This is a genomic window from Pseudomonadota bacterium (assembly GCA_022361155.1).
In the GTDB taxonomy this organism is placed as follows: Bacteria; Myxococcota_A; Polyangia; order Polyangiales; family JAKSBK01; genus JAKSBK01.
On sequence record JAKSBK010000374.1, the window covers coordinates 1 to 21,305 of the forward strand.

General features: G+C 67.4%; 12 protein-coding genes. 9 read left to right on the plus strand and 3 right to left on the minus strand.

The annotated features are described in order from the left end of the window. From MJD61_14345 to MJD61_14370, 6 genes are all read left to right on the plus strand, one after another. A partial coding sequence (locus MJD61_14345; protein ID MCG8556450.1) for a rod shape-determining protein occupies positions 1 to 308 on the plus strand: 308 nt, incomplete at its 5' end. Positions 309 to 315: 7 nt separating this feature from the next. After that, entirely contained in the window at positions 316 to 1,194 is an 879-nt protein-coding gene (gene mreC, locus MJD61_14350; protein ID MCG8556451.1) for a rod shape-determining protein MreC, read from the plus strand. Position 1,195: 1 nt separating this feature from the next. Continuing rightward, positions 1,196 to 1,753 (plus strand): rod shape-determining protein MreD, encoded by a 558-nt coding sequence (gene mreD / locus MJD61_14355; GenBank protein ID MCG8556452.1) that lies wholly within the window; start codon positions 1,196 to 1,198, stop codon positions 1,751 to 1,753. Next, the gene (gene mrdA / locus MJD61_14360; protein ID MCG8556453.1) at positions 1,750 to 3,642 is read left to right on the plus strand and encodes a penicillin-binding protein 2; all 1,893 of its coding nucleotides are present in this window, start codon (positions 1,750 to 1,752) and stop codon (positions 3,640 to 3,642) included. The genes mreD and mrdA overlap by 4 nt, the downstream gene beginning before the upstream one ends. A 15-nt stretch (positions 3,643 to 3,657) precedes the next feature. Further along, positions 3,658 to 4,761: a rod shape-determining protein RodA gene (rodA, locus tag MJD61_14365; protein MCG8556454.1), complete on the plus strand. Its 1,104-nt coding sequence runs from the start codon at positions 3,658 to 3,660 to the stop codon at positions 4,759 to 4,761. 63 nt (positions 4,762 to 4,824) lie between these two features. Further along, a complete protein-coding gene (locus MJD61_14370) occupies positions 4,825 to 5,613 on the plus strand; it encodes a carbon-nitrogen hydrolase family protein (GenBank protein ID MCG8556455.1) in 789 nt (262 codons plus the stop codon). Here the strand turns inward: MJD61_14370 and MJD61_14375 are convergent, their stop codons facing one another. From MJD61_14375 to tmk, 3 genes are all read right to left on the minus strand, one after another. After that, positions 5,614 to 7,935 (minus strand): protein kinase, encoded by a 2,322-nt coding sequence (locus MJD61_14375; GenBank protein MCG8556456.1) that lies wholly within the window; start codon positions 7,933 to 7,935, stop codon positions 5,614 to 5,616. A gap of 68 nt (positions 7,936 to 8,003) precedes the next feature. Beyond that, entirely contained in the window at positions 8,004 to 15,941 is a 7,938-nt protein-coding gene (locus tag MJD61_14380) for a tetratricopeptide repeat protein (protein MCG8556457.1), read from the minus strand. 62 nt (positions 15,942 to 16,003) lie between these two features. Continuing rightward, positions 16,004 to 16,624: a dTMP kinase gene (gene tmk, locus MJD61_14385; protein MCG8556458.1), complete on the minus strand. Its 621-nt coding sequence runs from the start codon at positions 16,622 to 16,624 to the stop codon at positions 16,004 to 16,006. A gap of 113 nt (positions 16,625 to 16,737) precedes the next feature. Between tmk and ppc the strand changes: the two genes are divergently transcribed. The 3 genes from ppc (at position 16,738) to MJD61_14400 (ending at position 21,288) form a co-directional block, all read left to right on the plus strand. Next, positions 16,738 to 19,551, plus strand: coding sequence for a phosphoenolpyruvate carboxylase (ppc, locus tag MJD61_14390; GenBank protein MCG8556459.1), 2,814 nt, complete (start codon positions 16,738 to 16,740; stop codon positions 19,549 to 19,551). Between the two features lie 83 nt (positions 19,552 to 19,634). Further along, a complete protein-coding gene (locus tag MJD61_14395) occupies positions 19,635 to 20,138 on the plus strand; it encodes a hypothetical protein (protein MCG8556460.1) in 504 nt (167 codons plus the stop codon). Further along, on the plus strand, positions 20,128 to 21,288 hold the full coding sequence (locus tag MJD61_14400; protein MCG8556461.1) for a hypothetical protein: 1,161 nt from the start codon (positions 20,128 to 20,130) through the stop codon (positions 21,286 to 21,288). The genes MJD61_14395 and MJD61_14400 overlap by 11 nt, the downstream gene beginning before the upstream one ends. Positions 21,289 to 21,305 lie beyond the last annotated feature (17 nt).

A 21,305-nucleotide genomic window follows, 5' to 3' on the forward strand; every position in this document is an offset into this window, starting at 1 on the left:
GAGTACCCAAGACCGTGACCGTCACCAGCGACGAGGTGCGCGAGGCGCTGGCCGAGCCTATCAACAGCATTGTCGAGGCAGTGCTGCTGGCACTGGAGCGCACTCCTCCTGAGCTGTCCGCCGACATCGTGGACAAAGGGGTCGTGCTAACCGGAGGTGGAGCGCTCCTGAGCAACCTGGACGTGTTGTTGCGAGAGGAAACCGGGCTTCCGGTGATGGTTTCCGACGATCCGGTTTCCGCAGTCGTCCTTGGCTCGGGCAGGGCGCTCGAGCATGTGGAGCTTCTGCGAGAGGTTACGATCTCCTGAGGCCGGCGTGAGTTTTTTTCGACGCTTCCGCGATGCGACGCTGTGCGTAGCTTTGCTGGCTATGCCCTTCTTTTTCCTGAACGCGAACCTCAAGGATCCCTCCAAGGTCAACCTGCTGGATCGCGTTCTGCTTCAGGCCAGCGCACCCATCCAGTACCTGGCAACCCAGATGGCGCTCGGGGTCTCCAGCGTATGGGAAGACTATATCCATCTCGTCGACCTGCGGCGCGACAACGAGCGGCTACGGGCCGAAAACGCACGCTTGCGCGAGCTTGGCCATCGTCTGCGCGGTAAGGCCCGCGAGAACGCACGCCTGCGCAGGTTGCTCGATCTCCGGCGCCAGCTGCGGGGCGAGCTGCTGAGTGCGCAGGTCATCGGCAAGGAGGTGTCCCCCTTCTTTCGAGTGATGAGGATCAGGCTCGACCGCGGTGACCGAAACCGCGTACTGCCCGGCATGCCCGTCCTGAGCGACGAAGGGCTGGTGGGCCAGGTGCGCCGCAGCTTCGGCCACTACAGCGATGTCCTGCTAACGGCGGACCGCACGAGCGCGATCGACGTGGTCATCGAGCGCACCGGAGCCAGGGGCATGCTCAAGGGCACGGGCGGAAACCGCAGCTACCGCTGCCGCATCGAGCAAATGCTGCGCGGGGAAGACGCCGTGGTCGGTGATCTGGTGGTAACCTCGGGCCTCGGGCAGCGCTTCCCAGCCGGAATAGTAGTAGGCCGCGTTAGCGAGGTGGTGCGAAAGCACACCGGAATGTACCAAGGAGTCACCGTGACGCCGGCGGTACGCTTCTCGCAGCTCGAGGTGGTCGGCGTTCTGACCGAGGGCAGTCGCGAGCAACGCGCGCGAGGCGATGGCGCCCGCGCCAGCGCGGCCAGGTGAGATGCGCAGCGCGCTGCTAATAGCCCTCGGCTTCCTGCTGCTGGTGCTCGAGTCGTCGCTGGCGACACTTGTTCCCGTCCATGCGGTCGCGCCGAACCTGCTGCTTCCGCTGGCGATCTACCTGGGCGTAACGCACGAGATCCCGCTCGTCCGCGGTGCCGGCACCTCGTTCGTCCTCGGCTACCTGCTCGACACTTTTTGCGGCAACACGATGGGGCTGCACACCTTTGTACTGTCGGCGACCTTCATGGTAGCCAGGGGCGCGGGCCTCAGGCTGTTCTTGCGAGGCCCGGCGTTTCAAATCGTCTCGACTTTCGTGGTGGCTCTGGCGGCCTTCGGGACCATCTTGGCGCTGAGGGCAATCTTCGAGGCCAACGCGATCCCGACCTCGGTCTGGGACGAGCCGGTCGGCGTTTCCGGCGGCCTCGAGGTTACCGCACGGCTTCTCCTGGTCCCCGCGCTCGTGACTGCGCTGGTATCACCGCCGCTGTTCGCGGTGGTGCGGCGCATCGAGGCCATCGGCGTACGGCGGTCTGAGCAAAGGAACTCGATCCTGTGACCCTGCTCTCGGTTCGACGCGAAGTGGGCGAGTTCCGCAAGCGTTACAAGTGGATGGCGCTGGCGGCCGTGCTTGCCTTTGGAGCACTGTTGGCCCGGTTGGGCTATCTGCAGCTCGTGGAGCACGGCAAGTGGGCAGCCGTCGCGCGACGCAATATCACCAAGATCGTCCCTTTGCCTGCGACGCGGGGAATCGTCCGAGACAGCAGAAGCAACGTGCTGGCCGCCAACCGTCCCGCTTACGCTCTTTACATCACACCGAGCAAGGTGGCGGAAGCGGACTTGCTGCGAATCGCCGAGCTGATGTCGCTCGAGGCCCAGGAACGCGCTGCTATGCGCCGCAGGCTCGAAGCGGTTCCCGCTCGCCGGCGTGATCACTTGATCCGAGTGTTCTCCGACATAAGCCGCGATCAGTTCGCAGCGCTGCAGACCCACGCCCGGGATTTGCCCGGGGTGGCAACAGTAGTGCTTCCGGTTCGCTTCTATCCCCATGACTCGCTGGGGGCGCATGTCATCGGTTTCGTCAACGAGGTCAACGCCGACGATCTCAGACGCTACGCGGAGCGGGCTTATCGGCCCGGACAGACTATCGGAAGAAGCGGCATAGAGCAGGCTTGGGAGAGCTACCTGCGCGGACGAGACGGAGAGCTGCGCATCGAAGTCGACGTGCGCGGACGAGAGCTGAATCGCGACAAGCCCAGGCTTACCGGGGAGCGGCGCGAACCCATCGCCGGGCGAGATCTCACCACCACCCTGGACATGAATCTGATGCGGGTGGTCAACCGCGCTTTTCGGGGGCATCCCTCGGGTGGAGCCGTGGCACTCGAGATCCACACGGGTCGCATCCGTGCCCTGTACTCAAAACCCTCCTACGATCTCAACGCGATGTCGGGAGGCATAGCCGAGGAGCGCTATCGAAAGATCGAGGCGGACCCCTTCCGTCCTTTGATCGACAAGGCGCTCTACGAGAGCTACTTCCCCGGTTCGACCTTCAAGCCCATCAGCGCGCTGGCGGCGCTGCAGGACGGCATACTGGCTCCTTCGAACCGCTTCGAGTGCGGCGGCTTCTATCAGCTCGGCCGGCGCAAGTTCCGCTGCAGCCACGTCCACGGCGATCCCGACATGCGCCGCGCGCTGATCGAATCCTGCAACGTTTACTTCTATCGCCTGGCGGAACTGGTAGGGCTCAACCGCATGACGCAGCTGGCTCGCGACTTCGGCCTGGGGGAAGCTACCGGCGTGGGTCTCGATGAAGCGCGTGGTTTTCTTCCCACACGCGAGTGGTACATCAAACATTACGGTAGCCAGTACCGCCTGGGCTTCACACTGAACGCGGCGATCGGCCAGGGCAACACGCGCGCCACGCTCCTGCAGCTTGCCTTGGCCTACGCTGCTATCGCCAACGGGGGCAAGATGTACGTGCCCCAACTCATACAGAGCATGGAATCACCCGACGGAAAGATCATCCAGACCTTCAAGCCGCGCATCCGCCGCAGGGTGCCCGTGGACCCCGAGCATCTCGCTTACGTCGCGGACAGCCTGGTGGGGGTCGTCAACGACGCAAAGGGAACCGCCTTCGAAGCGCACGTCGAAGGGGGCGTGCGGGTGGCAGGCAAGACAGGAACCGCACAGGTGGCTCGCCGGGCGCCAAGGCCCCACGAGGACCCCGAGCGTGCTTGGTATCTGCGTCGCAGTCACGCCTGGTTCGCGGGCTTCGCTCCGGCGCACGCGCCCGAGATGGCTGTCGTCGTGCTCGTGGAGCACGGCGGACGCGGTGGCCGCCATGCGGCCCCGATTGCGGTTCAGATTCTGCAGGAGGCTCTGGGCAGTCACACGGCGAAGCTTGCCATCGAAACCGAAGGCACTACGGCACTCGTCAACAGCAGATGAGGGATCGAGCCTGACATGGCTTTGACCAGAGAATTCAAGGACCAATTCGATTGGCCCTTGTTCGTAGCGGTGGCGGCACTCGCCACGGTCGGCGTCACCAATCTGTACAGCGCGACCAGCGTGCCGGGCGCCGCCATGGAGGAGCTGTATATCCAGCAGATCTATTGGCTTACCTTGGGGGCTGGCGTCGCGGTGCTGATCGCCGCCATCGATTACCGCTATTACGAACGTCATGGCTGGATCGCCTACGGCGCAGGGATCGTGCTGCTGGTCCTGGTATTCCTTCTGGGACGCGAGGTACGCGGTTCACAGCGCTGGATTCCGCTGGGTAGCTTCTCGCTTCAACCGAGCGAGCTCATGAAGATCTTCTTCATCGTGGCGTTCGCAAAATACCTTCACAACGATCCCAAGACGGAAGGACGGACACTCAAAGACCTGATCATTCCGGGCTTGATTGTCGCGTTGCCGCTGGTGCTCGTCCTCAAGCAGCCCGACCTTGGAACAGCCATGATCCTGGTCTTCATCTTTGCGACCATCATGTTCCTCACGCATCTGAAGCTGCGCTCGCTCGTGACCTTGGTGCTGTCGCTGTCGGCAAGCGCACCTCTGACCTGGGAATACTTGCTCAAGGACTACCAGCGCCAGCGCCTGCTGTCGTTCATCCAACCTGACAAGGATCTGCTCGGCGCAGGCTGGCACGCCCATCAGGCCAAGGCCGCGATAGGCAGCGGAGGGTTTCTTGGAAAGGGCTTCATGCGCGGGACGCAGAACCAGTACCGTTTCCTGCCGGATCAACACACGGATTTCCCCTTTCCGGTATGGGCCGAGGAGCAGGGCTTCGTTGGGGCGTCCCTGCTGATCCTGTTGTATCTCTTCATCGTCCTGTGGGGCCTGAGGATCGCGTCACAAGCCAAGGACCGTTTTGGTGCGGTCGTGGCCGTCGGAGTCTCGAGCCTGATCTTCTGGCATGCGACCATCAACCTCGGGATGGTTTGTGGGCTGCTTCCCGTGGTAGGTATCACGCTGCCTCTTGTTTCCTACGGTGGCTCGAGCGTGCTGACCGTGATGATCGGGATCGGTTTGCTCATGAACATATCCATGCGACGCTTTCATTTCTGAGCCAGCGCATCAAGCATGCCTGTTTCCCCCTCAGCCCGACCCTGCAGGGTCGCGGCACTGCAAATGACCTCGACCGCGGACGTCGACGCCAATGTCGAGGCGTTGCTGCGCTTGGCTGGGAAGGCGGGCGAGCAGGACGCCGAGCTCATCCTGGCACCCGAGTGTTTCGCCTACCTCGGACCGGAGGACGGCAAGCTCGAGATCGCAGAGCCGTTGCCGGAGGGCGGCCCCATTTTGGACCGCTGCGCGTCGTTTGCCCGAGAATCGAGGCTGCAGCTGATCCTGGGTGGATTCTGGGAGCTTGGCGAAACTGCCGGAAAGGTACGCAACGCCTGCGTCCATCTCGGAAGCGATGGTGCTGTCAAGGCGATCTATCGCAAGATCCACCTGTTCGACGTCACGTTGCCTGACGGCACCGTGCTGATGGAATCGGAGACCGTCGTGGCGGGTGGTGAAGCGGTTGTGACCCGGGCTCCCTTTGGGACCCTGGGCCTGTCCATCTGCTACGATCTGCGGTTCCCTGAGCTCTACCGGCAGCTGGTGAGCCACGGTGCCATCGCGCTCGCGGTGCCCGCTGCCTTTACCTTCGCCACGGGCACAGACCACTGGCACGTGTTGCTCAGGGCACGTGCGATCGAATCGCAGGCCTATGTGATCGCCGCAGCCCAAGTAGGCCATCACTACGGGCCGCGTCGTTCCTACGGGCACGCACTGATCTGCGATCCCTGGGGCCGCATCCGCGCCGAACAAACCGCTGACGGCGAGGGCTTCGCGATCGCCTCCATCGACCCGACCGTCGTGACCGAGGTGCGCGCCAGCCTGCCCAGCCTGACCCATCGCCGCCTGCGCTAGCTAGTCGTAGCGCAGGGTGAAGCTCGCGCGCAGCGTGCCCGTGTCCGGACGCGTGCGCGTGACAAGGCGGCCGAGCGGGCGCTCGAGGCACGCGCGAAGGGCCGGACTGGCGTTGCCATCCAGGCTGGTGGACTCCACTCGGCCCGCTTGCCCGATCTGCAGCTTCACTTTCAGCTCGGAAGGCGGAGCCGTGCCCCGGCTCTTGCGGTAGCAGCCCTCCAGCGCGGGCGAGATGCGTCCCAGGGCTCGCGTCAGGACGCTGCGCGGCACGGCCGCGTTGCTCCCCAGCTCGGTGATCTTCAGCCCACCCCGGCCACGCGAACCGGTGGGCTCGGGCCCGCGCCGCCCGATCGCGTCCGAGCGTGCTCCGCGTTTGCGCGCCTCGATCGCCAGCTCGGAGATCAGGGCACTGAAAGCGCGATCGTGCGCCTCCATCTGACCCTTTTCAGCCAGCTCATCCGCTTCCAGCCTGGCCGGAGTGCTGGCCGCCGCGGCAAGCGGCGCAGCTCTTGCGATGGAATCCTTGGCGATGGAGTCCTTGGCGATGGAGTCCTTGGCCCCGGGATCGCGGGCCCTGGAATCGCGCGCGGGCTTGCTCGTAGCCAACGCCCGTCGCGGCTGCACCACCTTGTGCGCGCCGGCCTTGCGTGCGCCGGCCTTGCGTGCGCCGGCCTCGCGTGCGCCGGCCTCGCGTGCGCCAGCCTTGTGTGCGCCGGCCTTGTGCGCGCCGCGGGGACGGGCTGCGAGGGTGGCTGGCGAGCGGGACGGTCTGGATCGTTTCGTCGTGCGGGTCGACGTAGGATGCCCGAGAACAGCACCTCCGACCTGCTTCGACTCTGGCGTGGCCGCACCACCAGGCGGCTGCTCGGAGCGTTGTGCCACCGCCCGCTCCGGGGGTTGCGCCAGCGCCGGTACCGTCCCCGCGCTTCTCGCGCTCGGCACCGGGGTTGCCGCGTTCAGCGCAGACGGCCCAAACCGCTCCGCCAGGAGCGCCAGCAGCGAGGCCCCCAACGGCACCCCCGCGGCGAAAACCGCGAGCAGCGCAACGGTCCCGAGCGTCCTGGAACTGCTGCGCCTAACCTCGTCCTCGGGCGGAGGCACGGCCTCGTTGGCTCTCGGCCGAGCAGGCCGTGGCGTGCTATCGAACGCGTCCGCCTCCGTATCGGCCAGCACGGCCGTGTCCGGCACGGTGCGCGAGTCGTCTGGCCGCTCGCGCTGCACCCTGCCCGCAGGAGCAGCGCCCTCGATCTCCCGCGGTCGAGCGGTCTTGACCGAGATGTAGCTCTCGGTTCGTCCGCTACGCTGGGCCTGGCCACGTTCTCCCTGTGCCTGGCCACTTTCCGGCTCGTATCGCGTCGCCCCTTGCATCGCACTGACCGCGTTCGCAAACGGCTCGAGTGCCGCGTGCACTTCTTTCATCGATGCGATGCGTTCACTGCGGTCCTTGAGCAAACAGCTCAAGACCACGAGCTCCAGCTGCTCGGGCAGCCCGCCACCCCCGTGCCGTTGGCGCGCCAGTCGGAGCGGTGGGATGGGATCGTTGAGGTGCGCATGCAGGTCAGCAACGGGGTCGCCGCTGTGGAAGGGCGGCTCGCCGGCGAGCATACGGTACAGCAGCACACCGAGCGCGTAGACGTCGGCGCGGCAGTCGAGGGCCTGACCACGGATTTGCTCTGGCGCCATGTAGCCCGGCGAGCCCACGACCATGCCTTCAAGCTTCTCCGGGTCGGGCTCGGCCACGCTCTGGACCAACCCGAAGTCCGCCACTTTGACGCTTTCGCGCATGCGACCGCCCGTCCGGCACAGCATCACGTTGGATGGCTTCAGATCCCGATGCACCATGCCGAGCGCATGCGCTTCGCTCAGCGCGTCGCAGATCTCGGTGGCGATCTGCACGGTGCGCCGTACCGAAAGCACAGGGATCTCGATCAGAAGGTCCTGCAGGGTCCGACCCTCGATCCACTCCATCGCGATGTAGGGCGAGCCGTCCGCGGTGCAGCCGTAGTCGAACACCTTGACGGTGTTCGGGTGCTTCAGCTTGGCAACGCAAGCGGCCTCGTTCAGCAAGTGGTCCCGAAGTGACTCGCCTCTGTTGCACCTGGGGTGAAAGACCTTTATCGCCACGGGTCGGCGAAGGGTGAGCTGCTCCGCCCGATACACCCGGGCCACTCCGCCATACGCCGCAAGGCGCTCGATACGAAAGCGGCCGTTCAGGATGGTGCCGATCCGCGAATCGTCGCGTATATCCCCGGCAGGGATGTCGATGGAAACGGTAGACCCGTCTCCACCCGAAGCTGGCACTCCGGCGGCGCTCTGGTTCACACCCCCACTCTAGGATCCCGTACGCTGGCGGGCCTTGTCCTTGGGCGCCGATTCTTTGGCTTTAGGCGCTAGCCATCCAGCTGCTCAAGGAAGCTCTGCGCCTCCGCGAGCTCGGGATCGAGCGACCGAGCCCTGCGCGCCCAGTGCTGCGCCCGCCGGCGGTCGCCTTGTATGTTGGCGATTTCGGCCTGCTTGAGGAAGGCCGCGGCTCGAGACAGCGGCTCGGGTGACTCCATCATGGTTATCGCACGCAGGGCCTTTTGAGCCAGCTCCAGGTTGCCTTGGGCCATGGCGAGCTCGGCAAGCTCCGCCGCGATCGGTCCGCTGCTGCGGTCGGTGTCGAGCGCCTGGCTTAGCCACTTCAGCTGACCTGCGGGGTCCGCGTTGAGCAGGCACAAGCGGGCTCGGCGGTGCAGCAGCTCGGCCAGCGCCGCGGAGCGCCGCCGCTTGTGGGATGCGATCGCACTTTCGAGCAGTTGTCGGGTCTCGTCATGGCGCTCGAGCTCGGTCAGGGCGTCGATCACCAAGACCGTGGTGGCGTGGTCCTTGGGCTTGAGCTCGACAGCGCGCTTCAGCGCGGCCAGCGCAGCCTCGGGCTCCTCGTGCTGCAGCAGCTGCCCGCACCTGCGCAACAGCTCGAATTGCTCGTCCTCGTCATCAAGCCGTTCGACGTCAGCGAGCAGCAGCTTCGCGAGCTCTCGCTTGGCGTCGGTCTGCTCGTAGATCTGTAGCAGCGCACCCCGCAGCTCGCCGCTTTCCGGCTGGCTCGCGTAGGCTCGTTCGAGGCCCTGGCGTGCTCGCTCACCCGCCCCGGCCTGCTCCGCCGCGCGCGCGAGATCCAATGCGGCGGAAACCAACGCGTCACCCTGTTCGAGCTCCACGAGCTGATCGCAAATCGGAACCGCGTCCGCCCAGCGGGCCGACGCGAATAGCACGTCGCGCAATTCCCGCAGCGCCTCGACGTCCTCGGGCTGGCCCACCACCCAGCCGGAAAGCAGCTCGCGCGCAGCCTCGACATCGCCCGCAGCGGCCCGGGCCGACGCGAGCTTGAAGGTCGCCGTGCGTACGATTTCTGCGTCTCCTTGCTCGGCGGCAAGCCTGCGCTGTGCTTCGTAGGCCTGGCTGAGCTCGTCGTGCAGCCCCTCGCCGCTGAGCTCCTGCGCCTGCGCCAAATCGGCCAGCGCTGCGTCCGGCCGCTTGAGCGCAAGCCACAGATCGGCCCGCACCTTGAGCAGCTCGGCCCGTACGGCGCCCGCCTGCTCCCGCTGATCGAGCAGTCCGGTGAGCTGCTCGATCGCAGTCTGCGGGTCGCCGGAGTCAGCCAGGCAGCGTGTCAGCTCGGCCAGCACGGACACGTCGTGGGCATCGATCAGCAGGGCTTGCCGCAGGTGCTCGGAGGCGGCCGCGCTGTCACCCAGCCGCTCCCGGCACAGACGCGCCGCATCGCGCAGACGCGCCACGGCGCCCTGCTTGTCGCTGCCTGCGACCCGGTGCGCTTCGGAAACAAGCAGCTCGATCAGTGCCGGCCAGACCTCTTGTTCCTCCAGGCAAGCTACGAGGCGCGCCCGCAGCTCCTCGTGGTCGGGACATAGCCGCTGGCCTATCTCGAGGGTCCGGCGCCGGCGGGCCTGTTGCCCACGCTCCTGCCAGAAGTCGGCCAGCTCCAGCGCCAGTGCCGGAGCCCGCTCGGGCGCTTCGATCGCCAGGATTCGCTGCATGACGTCCGCCCGCTCCAGCGCGTCCTCGTCGCAATCGAGCGACTCGCGCAAGTCGTTCAGGATCGCGCGACTCTGGGGCACGCACTCGAGCGCGGCCCGGTATAGCGCCTTGGCCTCCGCTTGACGGTCACCCGAACGCAGCAGCGCTCCAAGCCGCTGAGCCAGCGGAACCACCATTTGGGCATCGCCCAGCCCGCAGGCGTGCTGGAACCGCTCCTTGAGCAGATCCAGCAACTCGTCGGTGCGTCCAGCACCCTCCAGCAGCCCGGCCAGCAGGTCGAGCGCCTCGCCATGGTCGGGCTGTTCGCGCAGCACCTGGCGCAGCACGGGCGCCACCTCGTCGATAGCCCCGACGTCGACAGCACCTGGCGCCTGGGTGGCAGGCGCCTGCTCGTGGCCGCGCATCAGGTAGGCCACATGCTGCATGCGAAGTGCGTTGCGCTGCCGCGGCTCGGGCATCGACGCGAGCGTCCCTTCGACGCACTCGCCGAGGCCCTCCTTGTCACCGAGCTCGTGGTAGAGGCGCACGAGCGGTTGCCACAATTCCGGATTGGCCGGGTCGCGCGACCACAGGCTCCGGTAGGCCTGCAAGGCGAGCTCACGGTTGCCGCCCGTGGTCGAGGCAAGCTGTGCCAGGCGCAACGTCAGCGTGCCTCGCTCGTCGTCCTCGGTCTCGAGCAGGGCTTCTTGCAGGCAGTTGAGCGCCCCCTCGAGATCACCCAATCGTTTGCGGCACTCCGCCAACCCCGACAGCAGCCACGGTCTGTGCTCCGCCGCATCGGGCGCTCCGTTCGCGTGCTCGAGCCCTCGTCGCAGCAACCGCTCGGCGCGCTCGACGGCATCGACCGCCATCGCGTGCTCGAAAGCCTCCCGCACGTCCTCGAGTGTGGCGCTTTCGAGCTTGAGCCGGCGCTCGAACCACTCGAGCAGCATCTGCCGGTCACCGGATGATCGGGCCACGCGCTCGTACAGATTCAGCAGCCCCTGATGCTCCGGCGCACGGTCGATCGCGTGCTCCAACATGGCACGCGCCCTCTGGTATTGCGGGTCGCGCTGCAGCGCGAGCTTGAGCGATTCGAGTCCCTGATCGCGCGTATCGGAAGCCGCGAGCTCGATCTGCGCGAGCTGAAACAGGGCGTCCGTTCGCACCTTGCCCGTCACGACATCGGACGACAGTTGAGCGATCTCACGCAGCACCCTGCGCTGCTCGGCCACGTCCCCTCGCGCACCCGCGACACGCGCCAAGGCGGCCCACGCTTCCGCCACGCATTCGCCCGACGCCTCGGCCTTGGCGTACAAGCCGGCCGCGCGGTCCAAGTCACCCACTTCCTGTTCAATCACGCTGCCCAAACGCAGATGCAGCAAGGCGGCAAGCCGGGCCTCGCCCTTGCGTCGAGCCCGCTCCGCCAGCGCGCTCACGCTGTCGATGTAGCGCTGGGTCTTTTCGGCCTGCTTTGCGAGACCGCGTGCAGCGTCGTGGAGCTCGATCGACGTGGGGTTCTTCTCGAGTGCAGCCATGCAGGCTTCGAGCGCCTCGTCCAGGCGCCCGAGACGCTCGAGCACTTCGGCACGAACCGCGAGCACTTCCGCCTCCACGAGCGGATCGCGCACGTGCTCCAAGCGCAGATCGAGCACCCGCATGACCGGATCGGTCTCGTTGCGCCCCAGCAAGAACGCCTGGAACCGGCGCGCCTCGTCGTCGTTTTGCACGGCGGTTTCGAGCGCCGACTCCAGCAACTCTTGGGCTTGCTCGACGCGGCCGCGCAGCTCGGCGATCTGGTGCAATTGGTAGAAGACCTCGCTCGGGCCGATGCGGGAGCGCTCTTCGCCCGCCTTGCGTCTGCGCGCAGCCAGCAGAAGGCCCCGATAGGCTCGCTCCGCACGATCCAGATCACCCGCGTCGTGTGCCAAGTCACCCAGCGCCTGCATCGCCTGAAGGTGACCGACGTCCATCCGTGTCGCGAGCTCGAGTTGCTCGAAGGCCGCCTCGGTGTCGCCGGCATCACGTGCCACGCGCGCCATCTCAAAGTGCACCGCGGCCCGCGCCGGGCTGCGCCTGCGTCCGAACTCGTCGATCAGGGTCTGCAGCACCTCGCGCGCCCGGTCAAGCCGGCCGTCGATCCGCAGCGCGTCGGCCAACATCAGGTGCAGCTCCCGGTCCTCGCGGTCGAGCTCGATGGCGCGCTCGAGGCTCGTGATCGCCTTCGGCGCGGCGCCCAGCTTGCGGTAGTAGATTTCGGCGCTCTCGCGCGCGTAGGCGAGCTTGTCTTGCTGTGGAACGTGATCGAAGCCCTCTACGAGCAGTCGCCCCAGCGGCTCCCAAGATTCGTCTTGGCGGTAGATCCGAGCCAGCAGCTCGCGCGCCGCCAGCGCACCGGGATCGCCGCGAACCGCGTCCTCGAGGCAGGCGCGAGCGCGCTCGGGATGGCCGGTATGTAAATGCGCTTGCGCCAGACGCAGCGTCGTGGCGGCACGCTGGTCCTCGGAGTCGGCCGCCAGCTTGCGCTCGAGCCACTCGACCGCCGCGCCGTACTCGCCCCGCTCGGCGTGCAACCGACCCAAGGCGTCGAGCGCGATGCCTTCGGGCTCCAGCGCGAACACCCGCAGATAGCATGAGATCGCGCGCTCGGCGTCACCGAGCTTGCTCTCGACGTGAGCTGCCACGCGCTTCCACAGGCCGAGCGCCGCCCGTGGCTGGCTCTGCTCCAGCACCTCGGCCTGCTGGCTCATGGCATCGGCCAGCTGTGCGTGCCAACCCTTCGCGCTCATCACATCCCACAGCGCGTCGATCGAGGGCTCGTGTCCCGGAAGCTCGTCGAGGTTGGCTCGCAGCGACTCCACGCGGCCCCCGCGGTCCTCGAGCACGCCCATGATGTGGGCGACGTCCAAGCGCAGTTGCAGCCGGCGCTCCTGCTCGAGGTCAAGCCCCAGCTCGCGCCGTCTGAGCAGGAGCAAGTCCGGCAGCCGGTCCTGGGCCAGAAAGATGTCGCCAAGCTTCTTGACTGCTTTTTGGTCGACGGGGTCCACGTCGAGAATCTGACGATACAGATCGATGGCGCGCGTTGGGTCCTCGAGCTCCTGGGCGTAAAGCTCGGCGGCCTCGTGCCGAAACTGCTGGCGCACCGAGAGCTCGAAAGGCATGCTGGCCGCGCGCAGCAGGAGATCCACCGTGCTGGCGTATTCGCGAGGCTGACGGGTCAATACAACCAGGCGCTGAACAGCCCACAGCGCCGTGGGCTCGACCTGGCGCGCGCCGCTGGCTTCGCCCCCGCGCTTGAGCAGCTTGGCGCAACGCTCGAAGAGCCGCCGCAGAATCGAAACGGCCAGATCGCGATCGCCGATGGTGTTTTCGGCCACGTCCGCGGCTTCGTGCAGCGCGTCGAGGTTGTCCGGCGTGAGCTCGGCCAGGCGCAGCAAGGTCTCGACCAGGGGGCGACCCGAGGCCCTGCGCTGAAGCTCGACCAACATGTCGAGCGTCTCGATGTGGGTTGGCTCGTGCCCCACCGCACGTAGCAGCGCCGCCTCCGCCGCCTCCGGATCGTCGCGACGCTGGCGCTGCCAGCGAGCAACGGCCGCCTCGAGCTCGCGCGCCAGCGACGCAGGAAGCCCGGCAGCATCCGCTATGGCCCGGGCCATGGCCTCGGCGAGCGCGTCCCAAGCCGAGGCGCGCGCAGCACCGGCCTCGACCTCCTCCCAAAGCGAAGGCTCGATACGGCCCAGATCACGAGCGGAGCAGACGATGGCCCGGGACGCTACGGCCCAGCGGCCCAGACCGGACGCGACCCGGACGAGCGAGAGCGACACGTCCACCCGTTCGGGCGCGACACCCGCGGCCACCTCGTAGGCCTCGAGTGCCGCTTCCGGCTGCTCCAGCCGCAGCTCCAAGATACTGCCCTCTCGAAAGCGCAAATGAGCCAGACGTGCGCTCTGTGGCTCCGCGCGTTCGAGGGCTCCCCTGTAGGCAGCTGCCGCGAGCGACCAGTTGCCGGTGCTGCTCGCGAGACGCTCCACCTCGGCTTCCAGCGCCTCGTTGCGCGGGTCCAGCGCGAACGCGCGCCGCATGCAGTCGAGGGCCGCCCCGGGATCGCTACCCCTGTCCTCGTGAAGCGAGCGGGCCTCGCGCAGCAGCGCCGCCTTCGAGGCGGGCGAGTCGGCCACCTCGAGACGCACATCGAGAATCGCAAGGGTGTTCTGCCACTCGTCGGTGACCGCGAACGCACGGGCCAGCGCGTCCGCCGCCTCCGCCTTGCATGCGTCGACGGCGAGCAGGGAACGTAGACCGGCGCGCGACTCGTGGTGCCGCGGGTCCGCCTCGAGCGCGCTGCGAAAGCACTCGGTGGCTCGCTGGGGCTCGCCCAAGTGATCCCGGTAGGCGCTGCCGAGCTCGGCCTGCAGCTCGGTGAACCGCGTCGTTTCGTGAGCGGCCGCACGCGCAAGCAGCTCGGTCAGCTCCTGCCAGCGCTCGGCCGCGCGCAGCAAGCGGCTCAGTGCGGCGACGTTCTTGGCGTCCTCGCCAAACGTCCGCTGCAACTCGCGCCAGGTCTCGATCGCGTCGTCGAGCTGCTCGAGCTCCTCGGAAAAGATGCGCGCGATCTCCATCAGGTCTTGCCGGCGCTGCTGCGCCGACACCGGAGCCGCCACCCGCATCCCGAGCAGCTCGACGACCTTGGGCCAGTCGCGCGCTTGGGTGTGCGATTCGATCAGGGCGTCGAGCGGTTCCAGATCGGTCGAGTCGCCCTGCAGCCGGCGATTCCAGGCTGCGAGCGCGCGCTCCGAGTCTCCCAGCTTGTCGGCCAAACGCGCGATTTGGCCCAACACCTGGTTGCGTTCGGAGGGCTCCGGCTCGAGCTTGGCCAGCCGTTCGAGCACCCCGAGCCGCTCTTGCTCGCGCTCGGCCGTGCTCAGCAGCTCGTTGAGCCGGCGCGCAGCCGCCAGCGTCGCCGCAGGCACGGCGCCGGCGTCGAGCACGCGCTTGTACAGCTCGATGGCGCCGGCCAGATCGCCAAGCTGATCCTCACGCACCTGGGCGGCTTGCATGATCAGCGCTACCGCGTGGGCCCGATCGTCCACGGCATCGGCTGCTGCCACGAGGGCCTCGGCGTAGCGCTCGTGACGGCCTGTGCGCTCGGCCAAGGCACCGAGCTTGGCCTGAACCAACTCCGACGGGTCGATCACGAGCAGCGCCGCCTGGTGCTCCAGAGCCCTGGCCTCTTGGCCCACGGTGATCAGCAACTCGGTCAGCTCGCTCAGCGCTGCGGTACGTTGCTCGCCGCGCAGGAAGGAGGCTCCCGCTTCCAGCACACGTACGACGTCGCCCGCACTGCCGCGCCCGACGTAGCGCTCCCGCAAGATCTGGAGCGCAGCGAGACGCGTGTCAGCCGGAGCAGATCCCGCAGCGAGGATCGCCTCGAGCACGCGGTCGACCGCCGGGTGCTGCGGCTCATCGCGCATCAGCACGCGCACGGTGTCCAGCGCCGACGTATAGTCGCTGAGCTTGTCCAGATAGCAGGTGGCCACCCGCACGTTCGCCTTGTGGATCTCCGCCCCACCGAGGACTTCGGCGCGGGCCTGCCACAGCACGATCAACTCCGACCAGCGCTCCCGGCGCTCGAGCAGTCGCTCGAGCGAGGAGGCCAGCTTGGCGTTGGAGGGATCCAACCTGAAGAGCTGCTCGAGGTAGCCGATCGCACGGTCCGGCTGCCCCGCAAAGTCCTTGGCGATGTGGGCGGCCTCATCGAGCAGCTGCATGCGCCGGGAGGTCTCGGCGCTCGATTCGACCACCCGATCGTAGAGCTCGAGCAGATCGGTCCAGCGCTCTGCTGCGGTATGGGACATCGTGAGCCGCTGGAAGGCCCAGTCTGCCGCCGGATCGAGCTCGACCACGCGCGCGAGCAGCTCCGGCAGCTTCTTGCTATCACCGCCGTACCAGGCCTCGTGAAAACGCACCGCACGCTGCCCCACGACGGAGGCCAGCTCGGACGGGAGCTCACCGCCGAGCACGTTTCGGTAGAGGCGGCTCACGTCGTCCGGGCGTTGCGTCCGTTCGACCCAGGCCTCCGCCTGTTCCCAGGCCTCGTCGTCATCGGGTCGTGCTCGAGCCGCTTCGAGCTCCGGAGGCAGAGGACGCATCGAGCGTTTGCGACCCGCCCGCTTGGAAGACTGTCGTTGCGGGTGTTCACTGGCGCGGCGCGGCATGTTTTGCTCCCTGAATGTGATGTGGGCCCCGAGCCCAAGCACGGAGATCCCCTCGCCATGATAGCCTACACGGGACAGGGTAGATTGGGTCATTCGATCCAGAATCGACGTTGGCCGCAGTGCCGAATTGCCCTGTCCGCGGCTTGGCCCGCTGCTTACGCCAGCGCAGACTCCCGAAGGCGACCGAGGATCTGCTCGGTTACTTGCTGCATCGAAGCGCCAGCGCAGATGTGGGCGATGGCCTCCCCGGGCAACACCTGCTCGATGTTGCCGTAGAACTCGGCGAGCGCTCGCTGCAGCTCGGCCGAGTCGTAGAGCTGCCGGTCGCCGCGCTCGGCGCGCCGCTGCGCGGCAACGGCCTGATCGAGGTCGAAGACCAGGGTCAAGTCCGGCACGCGAGCGAAGCGGTTGATCTCACGCAGCCAGGCCGCACGGGCGCGTCGGTCCGAAGCCCGAAGCGATTGGTAGGCAAGCGACGAGTGGTAATAGCGGTCGCTCAAAACCGTGACGCCTTGCTGCAGCTTGGGTACGACTTCGGATTGCAGGTGGTCAGCACGGTCGGAGGCGAACAGCAGCGCCAGCGCGTGCTCGCCGGGGGCAGCAAGCTCGCCAGCGAGGATCCGTCGCAGCAGCGTCCCGATCGGCCCTCGGCTGGGCTCGCTCGTGGTGTGCACCGTTTGTCCCCCGGCAGCCAGTGCAGCCGCCACCCGGCCGAGCTGGGTGGTCGTGCCGGCGCCGTCGATCCCCTCGAGCACCACGAACCGTCCCTGTCGCATCCAATAAGGGATACCTTCCCGGCCCCAACCAGGGCAAACGCCTTGCTCGAGCCCAACGTCAATCCGTCCCGGAGCTCTTGCGCCGGGAGCACTTTTGGCGCAGCGTCGGTTTCATGTCGTGGCTACCCTCACCCGCCAACGAGCAGCAGGATCGGACCCTGAGCGACGACGTGCGCTGGCTGGCCTCGGCGCTGGGGCGTGCAATCCAGCGCCTCGAAGGCGAAGACTGCTTTCGCGCCGTCGAAGAGCTCCGAACCGACTGCCGTGCCAGGCGACGGGCCGATCCCGGGGCGCTTTCCCTGAAGCAGCTGCTCGACAAAGTGCAGGGCCTGCCGCTGCCCACCTTGGCGCGCGTCTGCCGGGCCTTCACGCTGTTTTTTCTGCTGATCAACACGGCCGAGCAGGTGCATCTGGTGCGCCGGGGCCGACGATCGAGGGCCGTTGATGAGCCAGCACCGAACGCCCCTGCCAGACCGGATGGACGGCCCCGACAGCACGGCCGCTCGCTGCGAGCCGTACTGCAGGGACTCAAGCAACGCGGGTACAGCGCGCAAGAGGCCGACGAGCTACTGGCACGGCTCGACATCCGACCGGTGCTGACTGCCCATCCCACCGAGGCCACCCGGCGCACGATCCTCGCCCTGCAGGAGCGGGTGGCGGCTGCGCTTCTGGCGCGGGACGCGGCTACGCCCGAGGAGCGAGCCCGTCAGGATCGAGCGCTCGAGACCGAAATCGAGCTGCTCTGGTTGACCTCGGAGGTGCGCCGCGACCGCCCTCACGTGATGGACGAAGTTGCCAGCACGCTGTGGTACCTGGAGGATCGCTTCCTCGACGCCGGCGGCAGCGTGCTTGCGCTCCTGGAGCGTGAGTTCGCCGAGGTGTTCGGTGAGTCGATGCGAAGGATCACCCCGCTGCGGCCCGGCAGCTGGGTCGGGGGCGACCGGGACGGCAACCCGTTTGTGACGCCCGAGATCACCTTGGCCGCGGCGCGCCGCAACGCCTACGTGATCGTGCGGCAGTACGAGCGAGCGGTCATCGAGCTCGCACAGCGCATTTCGGTGTCCGCGCGGGTGGTGGCGGCGCCCGCGAGCCTGAGGGCTTCGCTCGAGCGCGACCGCACGGACATGCCCGAGGTGTGGGAGCTCAATCGTCGCCGTGATCGCGAGGAGCCCTTGCGGCTGAAGCTCAGCTTCATCGCGACTCGGCTGCAGGCAACCTGCCGCTTGCTCGCGGCTCGCGATGCACGCGAGCATGTGCCCCAACCGGCCGCCTACCCGAACTCGGCTGCTTTTGGAGACGACTTGAATCTGATCGCACGGGCGCTCGACGAATCCCGAGCCGCACTTGCCCGGCAGACCCTGCTCGAGCCCTTGCTTACTCGGCTGCGGATCTACGGTTTCCACGGCTACATGATGGATGTGCGCCAGGACTCGGACGTGCACGCGAGCGCCGTGGCGGACATCGGCCAAGCCGTGGCGTTGCGCCTTGGCGAGCGAGCCGAGCTGCGGCGCGAGCTGCTGGGACGGCGCCCGCTGGTGGGACCGCACCTGCCGCTTGGCGAGCAGACGCGCAGGGTCCTCGAGGTGTTCAGCGCCATGCGTACCATCCACGAGGAGATCTCCAACGACGCAGCCTCGATGTACATCGTGTCCATGGCGCGCTCGCCCGAAGATCTGCTGCGTGTGCTGTTGCTGGGAAGCGAGGCTGGACTGCTCGATCTGGCTTCGGACCCGCCTCGTTCCAGCATCGATGTGGCGCCGCTCTTTGAAACGCTCAGCGACCTGAGGGGAGCGGCCGACACCTTGCGCTCGTCCTTTTCGGACCCGGCATACCGGCGTCAAGTCGAAGCGCGGGGGATGGTGCAGCACGTGATGCTGGGGTATTCGGATTCGGGCAAGGATGCTGGATTGCTGCCCGCGGCCTGGGCGCTGTACACCGCCCAGGAAGCGATCAGCGAGGTCGCGGCCAAAGCGGGCGTACGCCTCGTCATGTTCCACGGCCAGGGCGGCTCCGTGGGGCGAGGCGGGGGCTCGCCGGTCTTTCGTGCCCTGTCTGCCCTGCCCCCGGGCACCCTGGATGGCCGCATCAAGTTCACCGAGCAAGGGGAGATCATCAGCCAGAAGTTCGGCCTGCTGCCCATCGCGGAACGCAGCTTTGAAGTGATGCTGGCCGGCACGCTGCACGCGCTGAGCAACGACTGGCGGGCGGATCTCGAGCCGGAGGAGGAGGCGCGTTTTCGCGAGATGATGGAGCAGCTCAGCGGCCTGGCTTATCCCGTCTTCCGAAGTCTCGTGCACGAAAGCGATGAGCTGTTTCGGATGTTCCTGAGCACCACGCCGGTCAAGGAGCTCGCTCACGTGCATTTCGGATCGCGCCCGGCCTATCGGGACAAGGGCACCGGAACCATGCAGGGCATCCGCGCGATCCCGTGGGTGTTCGGCTGGACGCAGACACGGCTGGCGCTGCCCGGCTGGCTCGGGGTGGGCAGCGCGCTCAGCCAGGTGATCGAACGATCCGGCGGCCTGGAAACACTGCAGCGCATGGCCCAGGCTTGGCCCTTCTTTGACGACCTGCTGGGCAAGGTCGAGGTGGCATGCGCCAAGGCGGACATGGAGATCGCACGCGCGTACGTGCAGCACCTGGGCGGCGATCTGCGGCTGTTCGAGACGCTGGAGGCGGAGTACCGGCGGACCGTGGACGCTGCGCTGGCCATCCGCAAACAAGAGTACCTCTTGGCAGACCAGCCTCAGCTGCAAACCACCATCGTATTGCGCGACCCTTACATCGATCCGCTTTCACTGATGCAGATGAGCCTGCTGCTGCGCAAACGGGCATGCGGCGAGGACTCGGATGAACGCAGCCAGATCGATCAGGCACTTGGCGCGGCTCTCAACGGCGTCGCACAGGGGCTGCGCAGTGTTGGCTAGGAAAACCGCAGGTTGGCTAGGAAAACCGCAGGTTGGCTAGGAAAACCGCATGCCGGCTAGGACACGTCGGCTGGGAAAACCGCATGCCGAATCGTAGGGCCTTGGCGTGCATCACCGCCTGGCTGGCGGTGAGTGCTTGCTCGAGTGCCGAGGGGCAGGCGTTCGATGCAGCCGCCGGCACGGACGAGCTCCGGCAGCTGTTCGGTCGCCCTGCATCGCTCGGACCCGAAATCGGGATCGTGACGCAGGAACTGCAGCGCCTCGACCGGCATCCCGATGCCAGGCAGGTGCGGCCCGTCCTGCGGCAGGCAAAGCAAGCCCTGGTTCAGGCCGAGCAAAGCGCCGCGATGGGTCGCCGGGACGAGGCCAGGCGATCGGTCATGGTGGCGCGCGCGGCGCTGATGCTCGCCGATCGAACGCTCGCATTGACCGCGACCCGGCGGATGGTCCAAGAGCTCGAACGCGCCGCAGCCAAGGCACAGGAGAGCAAGCGCATCGCTTGCCAAGCACTCGACAAGACCCGAGCCCAGCTGGCGCGCGCCAAGCAGGGCCCATCGAGCCGGAGGCTGGTGACCGATGCGGGCTAGGACGGCCCTGCTCGCGGGCTGCCTCGGCGCCTGCGCGCACGCCGCTCCCGCTCCGGACCCGCTTGCGGGTGTTGACGCAGCCCGGGTCGCCAGCGCGCGCCACAAGGCCCCCGATCTGGTCGCCATGGCCGAGGATCAAGCGGCACGGGCGGTTCGGGCCGCCGGCGAGGACCAAGGCGCGGCACGGGATCATGGCTCGGCCGCGCGCATGCTCATGAGCGCGGCCGTGATGGAGGCGGAGCGAATCGCGCTCGAGCACAGGAAACAGGCCCTGTTGGAGACCGAAGATCGAGCGCTCGAGACAGCGGCCAGAGCGGATCGGGCTCGCAGGCACCTGGCCAGGCAAACCAAGCTGCTGCTCGCAGCCGGACTCGCGCGCCAGCAAGCGCAGAAGGCCTTTGCCGCCGCCGAGCTCGGGGCGAGCCAGCGCGACCGAAGCGCTGAACGCGACACGCGCCGCCTGGCTCAGGCCACCCGGTTTCTGCTCGCACGCAGCGTGCTCTTGATCGGCGCCGCGCTCGGCATGAACGCCGGCGCCGAGTCGGTGCAGCGGGCCCGCTGGGCGCTGGAAATCGCACGCAGTCACCAACTGGGAAGCAGCGAAGCCATGGCCGCGGCGCGCCACACGATGCTGGAGGCCCAGCGAGCACTTGGCTCTGCGCGCGCGAGCAGGCCCGGACCTCGAACGGCCGAAATCGACTCGTTGCTGGCCGCAGCCCGCCAACGTGGCTTGCAGGCCGAGCACTTGCCGCGAGGTGTCACGCTGCGCCTCGAGCACGTGTTTGGCCGCAGGGCGGGCCGAATGCGTCGCAGGGCAAGGCCCCACCTGAAGCACGTGGTCGCGCTGCTCGAGGCCCATCCCCACGGGCCGGTTCAGGTCGAGGTGTGGCGGGGCGCCGGCAGAACGGCTCTTTCCCCACGCGCCGCCCGGTCTCGTGCCGAACGGCTTCGAGCACGACTGGCGCAGTCTGTCAGCCGGCCGTCTCGCCTACGTGCGCAGGCGCTAGACCAGGGCGACGCTCGCGGAGCGCAGATCGTGTTCGTGGCCTACGGCGCCGGCAGCGACAGCGCCGCCTCGCTGGATGCGGCTTCAACCACCTCCTTGGTCGCAAGCACGGGTTGTCCCGGGCGGGCCGGCCCGCTACGCTGAATCGGCACTCACGGCCC

Coding starts and splice junctions, on each gene's coding strand:
- mreD (MCG8556452.1), top strand. CDS start 1,196: ATGCGCAGCGCGCTGCTAATAGCCCTCGGCTTCCTGCTGCTGGTGCTC.
- rodA (MCG8556454.1), top strand. CDS start 3,658: ATGGCTTTGACCAGAGAATTCAAGGACCAATTCGATTGGCCCTTGTTC.
- MJD61_14370 (MCG8556455.1), top strand. CDS start 4,825: ATGACCTCGACCGCGGACGTCGACGCCAATGTCGAGGCGTTGCTGCGC.
- MJD61_14380 (MCG8556457.1), bottom strand. CDS start 15,941: ATGACCCAATCTACCCTGTCCCGTGTAGGCTATCATGGCGAGGGGATC.
- tmk (MCG8556458.1), bottom strand. CDS start 16,624: ATGCGACAGGGACGGTTCGTGGTGCTCGAGGGGATCGACGGCGCCGGC.
- ppc (MCG8556459.1), top strand. CDS start 16,738: ATGTCGTGGCTACCCTCACCCGCCAACGAGCAGCAGGATCGGACCCTG.
- MJD61_14395 (MCG8556460.1), top strand. CDS start 19,635: ATGCCGAATCGTAGGGCCTTGGCGTGCATCACCGCCTGGCTGGCGGTG.
- MJD61_14400 (MCG8556461.1), top strand. CDS start 20,128: ATGCGGGCTAGGACGGCCCTGCTCGCGGGCTGCCTCGGCGCCTGCGCG.